The sequence below is a fragment of the Polaromonas sp. P4_F6 genome, from assembly GCF_056401275.1.
In genome coordinates this window covers 96,259-109,281 of the sequence record NZ_JBFUJQ010000007.1, presented here as the reverse complement: position 1 = coordinate 109,281, position 13,023 = coordinate 96,259, and the positions used below count along the sequence as shown (strand labels likewise).

Sequence of the window (13,023 nt, the reverse complement as noted above, 5' to 3'; positions counted from 1 at the left end):
GGGGGGCAGCGACCCACACGCAGTGGGGGAGCGTGGGGGCTAATATTTCAGCGCCGTGCTCTTGCCCCAGAACACACGGTAAGCGAACACGGTGTAGCCAATGATCATCGGCAGCACCACCGCCGCCCCGGCCAGGATCACGCCCATGGCTTCGGGCGCGGCGGCCGCTTTCCAGATGTCCAGGCTGTCTATCACCAGCCACGGGAACAGGCTGTAGGCCAGGCCGTAAAAGGCCAGCAAAAACACCCCCACCGTGGCGCCGAAGGGCACCCAGGCGCCGTACTCATTGCCCTGCGCCAGGCGTACCGGCAGGCGCTGCAGGCTGCGGTAGATCACGCCGAACAGCACCAGCGTGGCGGCGGGAATGGGCAGCAGCAGCACGATGTTGGGGAAAGAGAACCACTTGTTAAAGATGCTGTGGCTGACCAGCGGCGTGGCAATGGAGATTGCCGCCACCCCGGCCATGGTGAACCACAGGCTGGCGCGCGCCCAGCGCACGGCCTGCAGCTGCAGCGCCCCTTCGGACTTGATAATGAGCCAGCCCGAACCCAGCAGGCAATAGGCCGCCACCAGTGCGGCGCCGATAACGGCGTTGAACACAATCGTCCACCAGGTGGCAGCGAAGCCGGTGATCAGCGAGCCCAGCATATAGCCCTGCGACCAGCTCGCCAGCAGCGAGCCGGTGTAGAACATGCGGTTCCACAGCGGCTTGTGGCTGGCGCGCGCCTTCACGCGAAAGTCAAAGGCCACGCCGCGCAGCGTGAGGCCTATCAGCATGAAGGCCACCGGCAGGTAGAGCGCACCCAGGATCACGCCGTGCGCCAACGGGAACACCGTGAGCAGAATGCCCACGCCCAGCACCAGCCAGGTTTCGTTGGCGTCCCAGAAGGGGCCTATGCTGGCGATCATGGTGTCCTTGTCGTCGTCGCTGGCGCGGCGCATCAGCACGCCCACACCCAGGTCGTAGCCGTCCAGGATCACATAGGCCAGCATCGCCAGCCCCATCACCACCAGGAAGACGATGGGCATCCAGCCGGCGGCTTGCGTCAGGTCAGGGGCCAGGTCAAGCATGGGGAGCTCCTTCCTTTTCGGGATAGTTCACGACATTGAGGTCCTTTTCGGTCTCGCCCGCGCTGCGGTCCTCGCCGAAAGGCTTGTCCGCGTGCTTCTTGTGGCGCGCCAGGTAAAACACCACAGACACATAGGACGCCAGCAGCACCGCGTACAGCGACAGGTACAGCGACAGCGTCAGCGCGATGCGCGGCGCCGGCACCTTGGAGGCCGCGTCGGCCGCCGTCAGCACGCCCGTCACCAGCCAGGGCTGGCGGCCGATTTCGGTCACATACCAGCCGGCGACCAGGGCAACCCAGCCCGCGAAGGTCATGGCCACCAGCACGCGGGCGTGCCACACCGTCAGGGTGCGCGACGGGTCTTTCTTCCAGGGCGCCAGCTGCAGCACGCTGGCCCAGCTCACCGCCAGCATCAGCATGCCCACGCCCACCATGATGCGGAAGGCCCAGAACACCGGCGCCACGGGCGGGTGTTTGCCCTCGAACTGGTCCAGGCCCTTGACCTCGCCGTCCAGCGAATGCGTGAGGTAGAGCGAGGCCAGCTTGGGGATCGCGATCTCGTAGCGGTTTTCCCTGGCTTTTTCGTCCGGCAGCGCGAACAGGATCGCGGGCACGCCTTTTTCGGTTTTCCAGATGCCCTCCATCGCGGCCAGCTTGGCCGGCTGGTGCTCCAGCGTGTTCAGGCCGTGCTGGTCGCCCGCGACGATCTGCAGCGGGATCAGCATCGCGGCCATGTAGATGCCGGTCTTCAGCCCGGCCATCACCTCGGCCCCGCGGTCCTCGCGCAGCCAGCGGTAGGCCGACACGCCCGCCACCAGAAAGGCCACCGTGAGCCCCGAGGCCAGCAGCATGTGCACGAGGCGATAAGGGAAGGACGGGTTGAAGATGACTTGCAGCCAGCTCACGACATGCGCCTGGCCGTTGATCATTTCAAAACCCGCGGGCGTCTGCATCCAGGAGTTGAGCGCCAGGATCCAGAAGGCCGACAGCGTGGTGCCGCCCGCCACCAGCAGGGTGGCCACGGTATGCATGGTCTCGCTGACGCGTTCGCGCGCGAACAGCATCACGCCCAGCATGGTGGCTTCCAGGAAGAAGGCCGTCAGCACCTCATAGGCCAGCAGCGGCCCGGCGATGTTGCCGACCTTCTGCATATAACCCGGCCAGTTGGTGCCGAACTGGAAGCTCATGGTGATGCCGCTGACCACGCCCAGGGCGAAGGTGAGCGCGAAGATCTTCACCCAGAACTGGTAGGCGTCCATCCAGAACTGGTCCTGGCTTTTGACGAAGCGCAGCTTGAAATACAGCAGCACCCAGCCCAGCGAGATGCTGATGGTCGGGAACAGGATGTGGAAAGTGATGTTGGCCGCGAACTGGATGCGGGCCAACAGGAATGCGTCAAGTCCGTCCATCGTCAACTCCTGGTGTCATCGGGAAGGTTGGCAGGCGCCGCCGCGGGTTCGGGCGCATCGGAAGGCGTGGCTGCCACTGTGGGGGATGCCGCCCGGCCTGTCAAACCTGCCTTCATGCTGCCGGCGACCTTGTTTTTCATCTCCAGCAGCTTCTGCACCTTGGCGCCCATTTTCATGAGACTCACCAGCGTGGCCGAGTCCATTTTCTGCACGTCGGCCAGCCAGCCCGTCATGAGCTCGATCAGGTCGTGCATCTGCTTCATGCGCGCCTGGGCGTGGATATCGTCCGCATGCGCGGGGTGCTCCATCAGCGCATCGCGCAGCATGGACAGCGTCGGGTCGATCTCGCGCTTGCGGCGCTCCTCGGCCAGGGTGCGGAAGATGGCCCAGACGTCTTCGGGCGCCTGGAAATACTCGCGCCTGTCATTGGGCAGGTGCTGCAGGCGCACCAGGTTCCAGGATTGCAGCTCCTTGAGCCCCATGCTGACGTTGGAGCGCGAGAACGCCAGCGCCTCACCGATTTCATCGGCATTCAAGGCCCGAGGGGACACATAAAGAAGGGCATAAATCTGCCCCACGGTGCGGTTGATGCCCCAGCGACTGCCCATTTCACCGAAATGCAGGACAAAACGCTGGGTCAAGGGGGGAAGATTCATGGCGCCGGGCCTCTTTGACTTATTGAATTTTCAGGAATTACTGAAATTCTAATAAATTGAAACCACTGTTGCAGACGCCACCTTGGATTAACCCTGCGAGCCGGTCGGTCAGGCGCCGGCTTAGGCCGCTAGCGCCGACTGGCGGGCGAAGCGCGGCGCGGTTTGCGCACCGGCTTCCTGGCCGGCGGCGGCGCCACTGCCACCTCGGGTGTGGACTCCGGCACCAGCAGCACCACTTCCTTGAAACCCATGCCCAGCATGCCCAGTTCTTCGGCCGCGGCGCGGCTCAGGTCGATGATGCGGTTGCCGGCGTAGGGGCCGCGGTCGGTGATGCGCACGTCCACGTCGCGGCCGTTGACCAGGCTGTGCACGCGCACCAGGGTGCCGAAGGGCAGCGTGCGGTGGGCGGCGGTGAACTCGCGCATGTCAAAACGCTCGCCGCTGGCGGTGCGCCTGCCGTTAAAGCGCGGGCCGTACCAGGAGGCGGTGCCGCGCTGGAACTCGCGCGGCACTTCGCCACCCAGCAGTTCGGGACGGGGCCGCTCGGTGAGGGGGACAGGGGCCGGCACTTCATCGACGGCTTGGCCGGGCGCGTCATGCTGCGGCGCCGGGGCGGGCCGGGGCGTGGCCGCGCGGGGGCCGATTGGTGGTGCGGTCGGCGCTGTCGTGCAGGCCGCCAGCCAGGCGATCAAGGCTGCCGCACCAGCGGCACGAAGACTGCGGACCACACCCTCGCGCATCGGTGGCCGGGCTCAGGCCCGCTGCAGCCGCCCGATGATTTCGGCCGTCGCCGCGGCCTGGTTCATCGTGTAGAAATGGATGCCGGGCACGCCCGCGGCATACAGCTGCTCGCACAGGCCGGTGACCACATCCAGGCCGAAGCTCTTGATGGAAGCGGTGTCGTCGCCAAAGCCCTGCAGGCGCAGGCGCACCCAGCGCGGAATCTCGGCGCCGCAGGCGTCGGAAAAGCGCATGAGCTGCGTGGAACTGATGATGGGCATGATGCCCGGCACGATGGGTAGGTCCACGCCCAGAGCCTGCGCATCGTCGACAAAGCGGAAGTAGGCGTCGGCATTGAAAAAATACTGCGTGATCGCCGAATCGGCGCCGGCCTTGACCTTTTTGACAAAGGCCTGCAGGTCGGCGTCGGCCGACCGGGCCTGGGGGTGGACTTCGGGGTAGGCCGCCACCTCGATGTGGAAGGCGTCGCCGGTTTCCTCGCGGATAAAGGCCACCAGGTCGCTCGCGTAATGGAATTCACCACCGGCGCCATAGCCGCTGGGCAGGTCGCCGCGCAGCGCCACCAGGCGCTTGACGCCCATGGCCCGCAGCTCGGCCAGCTGCTTGCGCACTGTGGCCTTGGTCGCGCCCACGCAGGAAAAATGGCAGGCCGCGGCCATGCCTTCGTCCAGGATTTCCTTCACGGTGCCGAAGGTGCCCTCTTGCGTGGAGCCGCCAGCGCCGAAGGTGACCGAGCAGAACTCGGGCTTGTGCGCATACAGCGCCTGGCGCGCCGCACGCAGCTTGGCCGCGCCTTCGGGCGTCTTGGGCGGGAAAAATTCAAAACTCAGGGGCAGGTTCATCTCGGATCTCACTCGTCGTTATCGGTTTTCTTGTCACGCCGCTTGCCGCGCGCCGGTCCGGGCTGGCCGGCATGCGCGAGTTCGGAGTCTTCGTGCGGCGCGCGGGAGGCGCGCAGCTCGGCGCGCGGCACACGCTTGGCGACCTTGCGCTGCGGCGCGGCCGGCAGCGGCTGGTCCTCGCCGGCCACATCACTACCTTTGACGGCCTGGATAAAAAATTCGCGGTTGCCGTCGCCGCCTTCAATCGGCGAGTCCAGCCAGGCCTTGACCTCCAGGCCCAGGGCCGCGCAGGCATCGCGCAAACGCTTTTCCACAAACGCGAAGTGCGCCGGGTCGCGCACAATGCCGCCCTTGCCGACCTGGCCGGGCTGCAGCTCGAACTGCGGCTTGACCAGCATCAGCAAATCGCCGCCGGGCTTGAGCAGGCGCACCACCGCGGGCAGCACCAGCGTGAGCGAGATAAAGGACAGGTCGCCGGTCAGGAAGTCGAAGTTGGCTTCAATGGCCGGGTCTTCTTCGCCCTCTTCGCCCTCATCTTCATCGTCGAAGTCATCACCAAAGTCCATGTCGCCGCTGTCGCCCGCATGGCCGGCCACCAGGTCGGCGGCCGTCATGGAACGCGCATTGAGGCCTTCGATGCAGACCACACGCGGATCGCCCCGCAGGCTGGCATGCAGCTGGCCGTGGCCCACGTCCACACCCACCACCTGCACGGCGCCGTGCTGCAGCAGGCAATCGGTAAAACCGCCGGTGGACTGGCCTATGTCCAGGCAGCGCAGGCCGGCCACGGACAGGCCCGTGGCCTTGAGCGCACCTTCGAGCTTGAGCCCGCCGCGCGAGATGTACTTGGCTTCGGTGGTGTCCAGCAGCTGCAGCTCGGCGCCTTCAGGAATCTCGTCGCCGTTCTTGGCGATCTTTTTCCAGGGGGCGTCCGCTTCCGCGCGCCACTGCACGCCCGAGGCAATCAGGCGCTGGGCCTGGGAGCGGGTGGCGGCATGGCCGTGGTCGACGAGGAAGAGGTCTGCGCGCATGGTGCTCCGTGGAATGGGCCGGTCTTGTCCCCTCTCCCTTTGGGAGAGGGTCAGGGTGAGGGCCGGTGGCCTCAAAAAATCTCGCTGGGCCCTTGTCGCCGCTGGCCCTCACCCCTGCCCTCTCCCAGCGGGAGAGGGGGAAGCCCTTAATAGCGGTAGGTATTGGCTTTGTACGGGCCTGCTTTGGAGACACCGATGTAAGCCGCCTGCTCATCGCTCAGCTCGGTCAGCACCGCGCCCACCTTCTTGAGGTGCAAACGCGCGACCTTTTCGTCGAGGTGCTTGGGCAGCACATAGACCTTGCCGACTTCGTAAGCGTCCTTCTTGGTGAAGAGCTCGATCTGCGCGATGGTCTGGTTGGCAAAGCTCGACGACATCACAAAGCTCGGGTGGCCGGTGCCGCAGCCCAGGTTCACGAGGCGGCCCTTGGCCAGCAGGATGATGCGCTTGCCGTCCGGGAAGATCACGTGGTCGACTTGCGGCTTGATCTCTTCCCAGCTGCATTTCTCGAGCGAGGCGACGTCGATTTCGTTGTCGAAGTGGCCGATATTGCAGACGATGGCCTGGTCTTTCATCGCGGCCATGTGGGCGTAGGTGATGACGTTCTTGTTGCCGGTGGCGGACACAAAGATGTCGGCCTTGTCGGCGGCGTATTCCATGGTCACGACCTTGTAGCCTTCCATCGCGGCCTGCAGGGCGTTGATCGGGTCGATCTCGGTCACCCAGACCTGGGCGCTCAGTGCGCGCAGGGCCTGGGCCGAGCCTTTGCCCACGTCGCCATAGCCGGCCACCACGGCAACCTTGCCGGCGACCATCACGTCGGTGGCGCGCTTGATCGCGTCGACCAGCGATTCGCGGCAGCCGTACAGGTTGTCAAACTTGGACTTGGTGACCGAGTCGTTCACGTTGATGGCGCGCAGGGCCAGCGTGCCCTTGGCCGACATTTCATTGAGGCGCAGCACGCCGGTGGTGGTTTCCTCGGTCACGCCGATGATGTTCTTCAGGCGGCGGCTGTACCAGGTCGGGTCTTGCGCGAGCTTGGCCTTGATCGAATTGAACAAACAGGTTTCTTCTTCGCTGGTCGGCTTGGAGATCAGGCTGGCGTCTTTTTCGGCCTTGCTGCCCAGGTGCATCAGCAGCGTTGCGTCGCCGCCGTCGTCCAGGATCATGTTGGGGCCTTCTTCAGGCGTGCCCTTGGCGCCGCTGAATTCAAAGATGCGGTGGGTGTAGTCCCAGTAGTCGGCCAGGGTTTCGCCCTTGATGGCGAACACCGGCGTGCCGGCGGCGGCGATCGCGGCGGCGGCGTGGTCCTGCGTCGAGAAGATGTTGCACGAAGCCCAGCGCACCTCGGCGCCCAGGGCCTGCAGGGTCTCGATCAGCACGCCGGTCTGGATGGTCATGTGCAGCGAGCCGGTGATGCGCGCGCCCTTCAGGGGCTGCGCCTTGGCGAACTCTTCGCGGATGGCCATCAGGCCGGGCATTTCGGTCTGGGCGATGTTCAGTTCCTTGCGGCCCCAGGCGGCAAGCGAAATGTCGGCAATGATGTGGTCGGTGGAAGGCTTCAGGACGGCGCTCATACGGTTCTCCAAAAATCAAACGTAACTGGGCAAAATCGCCACGGGCATGCGGCATTCAAGGGAGGGGGAATTCAGTCATTCACCCGGCTTGAGAGACAGCGCATGCGGGTGAGCGTGGTTGCAATGAAGTCCTGAGCCTGGTCCACGTGGTGTGGCTTGCAACGCTCCTCAGGAAGCCATGATTATACCGAACTCCCCCGTTCAGGCTCACTTCGTGTAGCCTGCTCCCCCCTCAAGGGGGCGGCGCCTGGGGCCGGCAAAGCCGAAAAATTGGCACACCCCTATCGGGTTCACTTCGTGTAGCCCTTCTCCCCTTGCAGGGGACGGTGCCTGCGGCCCGGCAAAGCCGGTTCCGCGGCACCTACTGATGACGCACATCCCCGTGAGAAAATTTCACCATGCAAGAACTCCCCCTTTGGCCCGCCGCGCAACGCCGGGCCGTCACCGGCCTCTTTACCGACATCGACGACACGCTGACCACCGAGGGGGAAATCACCACCGATGCGCTGCAGGCTTTGGGTGCCTTGAAGGCCGCAGGACTCAGGGTGGTGGCCATCACCGGCCGGCCCGTGGGCTGGAGTGAGCCTTTCGCGGCGCGTTGGCCCGTCGATGCCATCGTGGCCGAGAACGGCGCCGTGGCGCTGCTGCCGGATGCCACAAGCGCCGCGCCACGACCGCTGTCCAAAATCTACCAGCAAGATGCGGCGACGCGCAGCAACAACTTCGCGCGCATGCAGGCCGTGCTGGCGCGCATAGAGCGCGAGATGCCCGGCGTGGCCCGCGCCACCGACTCGCCGGGCCGCGAGACCGACATCGCCATAGACCACAGCGAGTTCGTGCAGCTCAGCGACGCGCAGATTGCCGCCGTGGTGGCGCTCATGAAAAGCGAGGGCATGCATGCCACCGTGAGCAGCATCCATATCAACGGCTGGTACGGCGAACACAACAAGCTGGAGGGCGCGCGCTGGATTGTTCGTGAACTCTGGCAGCGTGACCTGGACGCCGAGATCGCTCAATGGGTGTATGTGGGCGACTCCACCAACGACCAGCTGATGTTCAAGACCTTTGCCAACAGCGTGGGCGTGGCGAATATTGCGCGTTTTGTGCCGCAGCTCGCACACCTGCCGCGTTATGTGACGCGTGGCGAGCGCGGCGCGGGCTTTACCGAAGTAGCCCGCGCCCTTCTGGGTTAGGGTTAAGCCGCGCGGCGCACCGAAGTCCACCGCAGCCAGGCGCCCAGCGCGGCCACGGCCAGCACCAGCGTGGCATAACCCTCCACCGTGGCCGGCAGGCCCAGCGGCGCGATCAGCCGGCCGGCCAGCATGGCCGGCACGCTGAACGCCAGGTAGCTGGTGGCATAAAGCGCGGCGAACAGTTCGGCGCGCTGATGCGGTTGCGCCAGCGGGGCCAGCGTCTGCACCTGGGCCGAAAAGGCCGAGCCGCCGCCGAAACCGGCCAGCGCCGTTCCCGCAAAAAACAAGGCCACGGAATGGGCGGCCAGCGAGACGGCCACCAGGCCCACGCCGACAGCCAGCAAGCTCATGCCCAGGGCGCTCATGCGCACGGGCGGCAGGCTTTTGAGCAAGGTCGGCGACGCGGCGCCCAGGCCGAAAAAGGTGGCAATCGCCAGGCCGTTGACGATGCCGTCGTGGATGCCGAAGATCTGCTGCAGCATGGAGGGCACCAGCGAAAGGTAGAGGCCCGCCAGCGACCAGACCGCCAGCATGGTCGGCACACCGCGCACAAACTCGCCGCGCGCCTGCACCGGGATCGAAATGCGCGGCACCAGCGAGGCCAGCGCGCCGGGACGCGGCGTCACGCTTTCAGGCAGGAACAAGGTGGCCAGCGCACCGGTCACGCAAATGGCGGCCAGCACGCCGAACACCAGCGGCACCGGGTGCAGCGCAAACTTGACCGCAACGCCGGTCAGCAGCGCGCCCACGGCCAGGCCCGCCAGCGGCGAGACGCTGCCTATCATCGCGCCCAGGCGTTTTTGCGCGGCCGGGGCCGCCTCCACCACCGCCGCCGTCAATGCGCCGCTGACCATGCCGGTCGCGATGCCCTGGACAATGCGCGCGGCAATGATGCCGTTGATGCCCTCGGCCAGCAGAAAGGTCAGCATCGCGCCGGCCTGCAGCAGCAAGGCGGTAAACACCACGGGGCGCCGGCCTATGTGGTCGGACAGCGAGCCGGCCACCAGCAGCGAGGCCAGCAGCGCGATCGCGTAAATCGCAAACGCCACCGTCAGCAGCGCCGGCGAAAAGCCCCATTGCTGCTGGAACACCACAAACAGCGGCGAAGGCGCACTGCCCGCCACAAAAAATGCGAACAACAGGACGGCCAGCAGCGGGAAAGCAGCCGCGGGCGGCAGTTGCCAACGCGGCGCCGTCGCGGCGGAAGAGGCTTGCAAAGAGGGGGCGGCGGGTGTGCTCATGGGAAACGCTCGACTTTCTTAAAGCGAATTTATTTGCGTTTGCGAATTCTATACCGGTTTGAAAATTAACGCAAAGATCATTGCTTTTAGGCTAAAATCGGCCCTGATGAGCATTCCACAAACACCCCAGAACAAGCGCCCAGGCGGCCGCAGCGCCCAGGTGCAGGCCGTGGTGCGCAAGGCGCTCGAAGAACTGATTGCCCAGGAAGGCCGCGACAAGGTGACCGTGCCGGCCGTGGCCGAGCGCGCCGGTGTCAGCGCCTCCAGCATTTACCGGCGCTGGGGCGACGTGAACGGCCTGCTCGGCGAAACCGCGACGCAGCGGCTGGACCCGAACCGCCCCCTGCCCGAAACCGGCGACCTGAAGGCTGAACTCGCGGCCTGGGCCCGGGAGTTGATCACCCACCTCAACAAGCCCGGATGCACCTCCATGCTGAAGGCGGCGGCCGCGCTGGCCGGCCCGGAAGACACCAACTGCCTGAAAAACCGCCGCGCCGAAGCCACGCTGCTGGTGAGCCGGGCCCAGGCGCGCGGCGACGCCACACCCACGGTGCAGCAGGTGCTGGACCACATGATGGCCCCCATTGTTTACCGGTTGATTTTTGGTTCGGGCGTGGAGCCGGCGCTAGCCGATCAATTAGCCGATGAATTGTTTGTGCTGGCCGGTATCGAGCCCGCTAGTTGGGTTTAGCGAGGCCCAGTTTGTCGATCAAGACTTTTTCGCGGACTACCGTGTCCTGCGCAAACTTGGTGTAATCCGCAGAACTCAGGTAGTTCGGCAGCATGTCATAGCGGGCCAGCGCCGCCACATAACTCGGCTCCTCCATGGCCTTCTTGAAGGCATCGTGCAAACGCTTGACCACCTCGGGCGGCGTGCCCTTGGGCGCGCCTATGCCAAAGGGCGAGTTCTGCACGATGTCATAGCCCAGCTCTTTGAGCGTGGGCGCGTTCGGGAATTTGTCGAGGCGCTTCTCGCCCCAGGTATTGAGCACACGCAGCTTGCCGGCTTCGACCTGCGGCGCAAAGCCGGTGCTGTCGGCGCCGGCCATCAGCTGGCCGCTGACCAGCGCCAGCATCAAATCGGCGCTTCCTTTGTAAGGCACGTGCTGCAGCTCGATGCCGGCTTTCTGCGCGACCAGTTCCGTCGTCAGGTGCGGGCTGGTCAGCGTGCCGGTGGAGCCGTAGGTCAGCTTGCCCGGGTTGGCCTTGGCATAGGCCACAAAATCGGCCCAGGTCTTGAACGGGCTGTCGGCCGGCACCACGATGCCGAACGCATAGCCGGTCACATTGATCACATAGCTGATGTCCTTGACCGGGTCCCAGTTGATCTTGGTCGTGTAGCCCAGGCGGAACACCCCCAGCGGGATCTGCGCCAGCGTGTAGCCGTCGGCCGCCGCGCTTTGCATCTGCTGGGCCGGCAAGGTGCCGCCCGCGCCGGGCTTGTTCTCCACGATCACCGTCTGGCCCAGGATCTTGCCGGCGTTGTCGGCCAGCGAACGCATGGTGATGTCGGTCGGCCCGCCGGCCGGAAACGCGATCACCAGCTTGATGGGCTTGGCCGGAAAGGTCTGCGCCTGGGCCGGCATGGCGCCCGCGGCGATCAGGGCCAGGGCGGCGGCGGTGTGCAGAAAAGGGCGGCGTTGCATGGGCGTGTCTCCTTTTTTTGGAATATTGCCATCATGCCCGGCGATTGGCTTTGGCGAATCAGGGCAACACCTGAAGGGCTGTCGCACGAGTGTCAGCCGGCTTATTGCAACCCAGCCGCCAACGAAGCGCCTTGCAATGCGGGTTCAAATCGGGCGCGCAACGCAGCGACCAATTCGGGCAGTGGCACTCCGGTGAGTTGATTCTTCCTGAGGAAGGCCCGCCATAAAGCCTGCCGTGATGCGTCATTCCCAAATTCGTCACTCAGCCCTATGGGCAGCGCCGTCGACACCTGCATGCCGCGCCGCCGAAAAGTTTGGGCAATCGCTTTCGCCAGAATGTCCGCGTCCAGCACCTCGCGTTCCAGCAGCACGGACAAATCCAGGTAATCCTTCAGGCGGCTGTTGGTCATGCCCAGCAAGGCAATGGCATGCAGTTTTTCCGCAATCACGGTGTACACCGGATAGGCCTGCAGCGTCGGCGCCGGAAAATCATCCAGCATGACGGGATAAACAGCGTGTACCGGCCCGGGCGTCACCGCGTCACCAAAACCGATGTCGACTTGTGTCTTCACGCGCGCACCGGCCAACTCCGCGTTAAGGAGAACGCGCACCCCGGCGTAGCCCGCCTCTTTACGGATTTCTTCAGCAAGCACGCTTTCAGGATCAAAGCGCATGCCGTCCTCTGCCGCTACGGAGGCAATCTCCCTGAAGGTTTGCGTGGTGGACGCCAGGTCGCTGGGGCCAAAGCCCAGCAGGTCCACGTCGCGTGTGGGCCGGTGCGGCATGTCGTACCAGAGCGTGAACAACATTGCGCCTTTAAGCAGGAAGCGGTCGGCGTGTGCAGACTGGCTCAGGCGGTACAGCAAGCGCTCCAGCGCATAACGGACCAGCACACCGTTGAAGTCCGATTGTTCGGCTTTCGCTTTGTTCAAAAGGCGCGCCCGCACTGATGCGGCCAGGTCTTTGCTCACTCGATCACCTCCAGGTAGGGGCGCATCACATTGGCTACGCGGCAAATCTTGGCGAAATGCCAGAGCTCGTCGGCCGTTGCCTTTTTTTGCGAACGCGCATCCCGCAGCGCCTCCACCGCCACGTCGAGGCCGATCTTGTTGCGGTGCTTGAAGCAGTCGGCCACGGTTTTGGCCACGCCGTAGACGCGCAGAGGCACCTGATCGCGCTCAAAGACTTCCACGCCTTCTGTATAGGCATCGCCGGTGAACTGCACCATCTTCAGCGGCGGGTAATCCAGTTTGGGTACATGGCTGCCGCGCGGCATGGCGATCCACACCTGGCGCGGAAGCTGGGTGGTCAGGCCATGGAACTGCAGGGCTGTGAGCAGGCAAAACACCGCCTGCGGCGCCCTCGTCGCGACCGTGGCGAGGGTTTCGTGCTCCGAGGTACTGGCTCCCGGAATCCGGTACAGGCCGCGCCCCACTTTTTCGAGTTGGCCGCTGGCCGTCATCCGGGTCAGCATCACCCTTGCAGCCCCGACGCCTTGCAGGTCGCCAGGGCGCAGCATGCCCTTCTGGCGGGCCAGATCAAGAACGCGCTGGGTATGGATGACCTTGGATTGGGGGTTCATGGCCCCAGGAGTATGTTCCATTTTTTCGTCGAATG

General features: G+C 64.9%; 13 protein-coding genes and 1 riboswitch. Of the genes, 2 read left to right on the top strand and 11 right to left on the bottom strand.

From position 1 onward, the window contains the following. Positions 1 to 39: 39 nt before the first annotated feature. From AC1DUN_RS17120 to ahcY, 7 genes are all read right to left on the bottom strand, one after another. A complete protein-coding gene (locus AC1DUN_RS17120; RefSeq protein WP_074579774.1) occupies positions 40 to 1,071 on the bottom strand; it encodes a cytochrome d ubiquinol oxidase subunit II in 1,032 nt (343 codons plus the stop codon). Further along, the gene (locus AC1DUN_RS17115; RefSeq protein WP_477715002.1) at positions 1,064 to 2,479 is read right to left on the bottom strand and encodes a cytochrome ubiquinol oxidase subunit I; all 1,416 of its coding nucleotides are present in this window, start codon (positions 2,477 to 2,479) and stop codon (positions 1,064 to 1,066) included. The genes AC1DUN_RS17120 and AC1DUN_RS17115 overlap by 8 nt, the downstream gene beginning before the upstream one ends. A gap of 2 nt (positions 2,480 to 2,481) precedes the next feature. After that, positions 2,482 to 3,135: a GbsR/MarR family transcriptional regulator gene (locus tag AC1DUN_RS17110; protein ID WP_477715001.1), complete on the bottom strand. Its 654-nt coding sequence runs from the start codon at positions 3,133 to 3,135 to the stop codon at positions 2,482 to 2,484. A 128-nt stretch (positions 3,136 to 3,263) separates the two neighbouring features. Beyond that, on the bottom strand, positions 3,264 to 3,863 hold the full coding sequence (locus AC1DUN_RS17105; protein ID WP_477715000.1) for a septal ring lytic transglycosylase RlpA family protein: 600 nt from the start codon (positions 3,861 to 3,863) through the stop codon (positions 3,264 to 3,266). Positions 3,864 to 3,887: 24 nt separating this feature from the next. Then, a complete protein-coding gene (gene metF / locus AC1DUN_RS17100; protein WP_477714999.1) occupies positions 3,888 to 4,718 on the bottom strand; it encodes a methylenetetrahydrofolate reductase [NAD(P)H] in 831 nt (276 codons plus the stop codon). 8 nt (positions 4,719 to 4,726) lie between these two features. Beyond that, positions 4,727 to 5,749 (bottom strand): TlyA family RNA methyltransferase, encoded by a 1,023-nt coding sequence (locus AC1DUN_RS17095; protein ID WP_477714998.1) that lies wholly within the window; start codon positions 5,747 to 5,749, stop codon positions 4,727 to 4,729. A gap of 146 nt (positions 5,750 to 5,895) precedes the next feature. Continuing rightward, positions 5,896 to 7,326, bottom strand: a complete 1,431-nt coding sequence (gene ahcY / locus AC1DUN_RS17090; RefSeq protein WP_477714997.1) for an adenosylhomocysteinase — start codon at positions 7,324 to 7,326, stop codon at positions 5,896 to 5,898. 103 nt (positions 7,327 to 7,429) lie between these two features. Then, positions 7,430 to 7,502: riboswitch (S-adenosyl-L-homocysteine riboswitch) on the bottom strand. A 222-nt stretch (positions 7,503 to 7,724) separates the two neighbouring features. On the opposite strand from ahcY, the gene AC1DUN_RS17085 reads away from it, so the two are divergent. Beyond that, positions 7,725 to 8,519 (top strand): HAD-IIB family hydrolase, encoded by a 795-nt coding sequence (locus tag AC1DUN_RS17085; protein WP_477714996.1) that lies wholly within the window; start codon positions 7,725 to 7,727, stop codon positions 8,517 to 8,519. A 2-nt stretch (positions 8,520 to 8,521) separates the two neighbouring features. Here the strand turns inward: AC1DUN_RS17085 and AC1DUN_RS17080 are convergent, their stop codons facing one another. Further along, positions 8,522 to 9,760 (bottom strand): MFS transporter, encoded by a 1,239-nt coding sequence (locus AC1DUN_RS17080; RefSeq protein WP_477714995.1) that lies wholly within the window; start codon positions 9,758 to 9,760, stop codon positions 8,522 to 8,524. 106 nt (positions 9,761 to 9,866) lie between these two features. On the opposite strand from AC1DUN_RS17080, the gene AC1DUN_RS17075 reads away from it, so the two are divergent. Further along, on the top strand, positions 9,867 to 10,451 hold the full coding sequence (locus AC1DUN_RS17075; protein WP_477714994.1) for a TetR/AcrR family transcriptional regulator: 585 nt from the start codon (positions 9,867 to 9,869) through the stop codon (positions 10,449 to 10,451). Here AC1DUN_RS17075 and AC1DUN_RS17070 read toward each other — a convergent pair. From AC1DUN_RS17070 to AC1DUN_RS17060, 3 genes are all read right to left on the bottom strand, one after another. Further along, the gene (locus AC1DUN_RS17070) at positions 10,438 to 11,406 is read right to left on the bottom strand and encodes a tripartite tricarboxylate transporter substrate binding protein (protein ID WP_477714993.1); all 969 of its coding nucleotides are present in this window, start codon (positions 11,404 to 11,406) and stop codon (positions 10,438 to 10,440) included. The genes AC1DUN_RS17075 and AC1DUN_RS17070 overlap by 14 nt on opposite strands. A 101-nt stretch (positions 11,407 to 11,507) precedes the next feature. After that, a complete protein-coding gene (locus AC1DUN_RS17065; protein ID WP_477714992.1) occupies positions 11,508 to 12,377 on the bottom strand; it encodes a nucleotidyl transferase AbiEii/AbiGii toxin family protein in 870 nt (289 codons plus the stop codon). Continuing rightward, a complete protein-coding gene (locus tag AC1DUN_RS17060; protein ID WP_477714991.1) occupies positions 12,374 to 12,988 on the bottom strand; it encodes a type IV toxin-antitoxin system AbiEi family antitoxin domain-containing protein in 615 nt (204 codons plus the stop codon). Before AC1DUN_RS17060 ends, AC1DUN_RS17065 begins: the two co-directional genes overlap by 4 nt. Between the last annotated feature and the right edge of the window lie 35 nt (positions 12,989 to 13,023).

Bases quoted from the DNA above. Each gene is read 5' to 3' on its own strand.
- AC1DUN_RS17120 (WP_074579774.1), bottom strand. From the start codon at position 1,071: ATGCTTGACCTGGCCCCTGACCTGACGCAAGCCGCCGGCTGGATGCCC.
- AC1DUN_RS17115 (WP_477715002.1), bottom strand. From the start codon at position 2,479: ATGGACGGACTTGACGCATTCCTGTTGGCCCGCATCCAGTTCGCGGCC.
- AC1DUN_RS17110 (WP_477715001.1), bottom strand. From the start codon at position 3,135: ATGAATCTTCCCCCCTTGACCCAGCGTTTTGTCCTGCATTTCGGTGAA.
- metF (WP_477714999.1), bottom strand. From the start codon at position 4,718: ATGAACCTGCCCCTGAGTTTTGAATTTTTCCCGCCCAAGACGCCCGAA.
- AC1DUN_RS17095 (WP_477714998.1), bottom strand. From the start codon at position 5,749: ATGCGCGCAGACCTCTTCCTCGTCGACCACGGCCATGCCGCCACCCGC.
- ahcY (WP_477714997.1), bottom strand. From the start codon at position 7,326: ATGAGCGCCGTCCTGAAGCCTTCCACCGACCACATCATTGCCGACATT.
- AC1DUN_RS17085 (WP_477714996.1), top strand. From the start codon at position 7,725: ATGCAAGAACTCCCCCTTTGGCCCGCCGCGCAACGCCGGGCCGTCACC.
- AC1DUN_RS17080 (WP_477714995.1), bottom strand. From the start codon at position 9,760: ATGAGCACACCCGCCGCCCCCTCTTTGCAAGCCTCTTCCGCCGCGACG.
- AC1DUN_RS17075 (WP_477714994.1), top strand. From the start codon at position 9,867: ATGAGCATTCCACAAACACCCCAGAACAAGCGCCCAGGCGGCCGCAGC.
- AC1DUN_RS17070 (WP_477714993.1), bottom strand. From the start codon at position 11,406: ATGCAACGCCGCCCTTTTCTGCACACCGCCGCCGCCCTGGCCCTGATC.
- AC1DUN_RS17060 (WP_477714991.1), bottom strand. From the start codon at position 12,988: ATGAACCCCCAATCCAAGGTCATCCATACCCAGCGCGTTCTTGATCTG.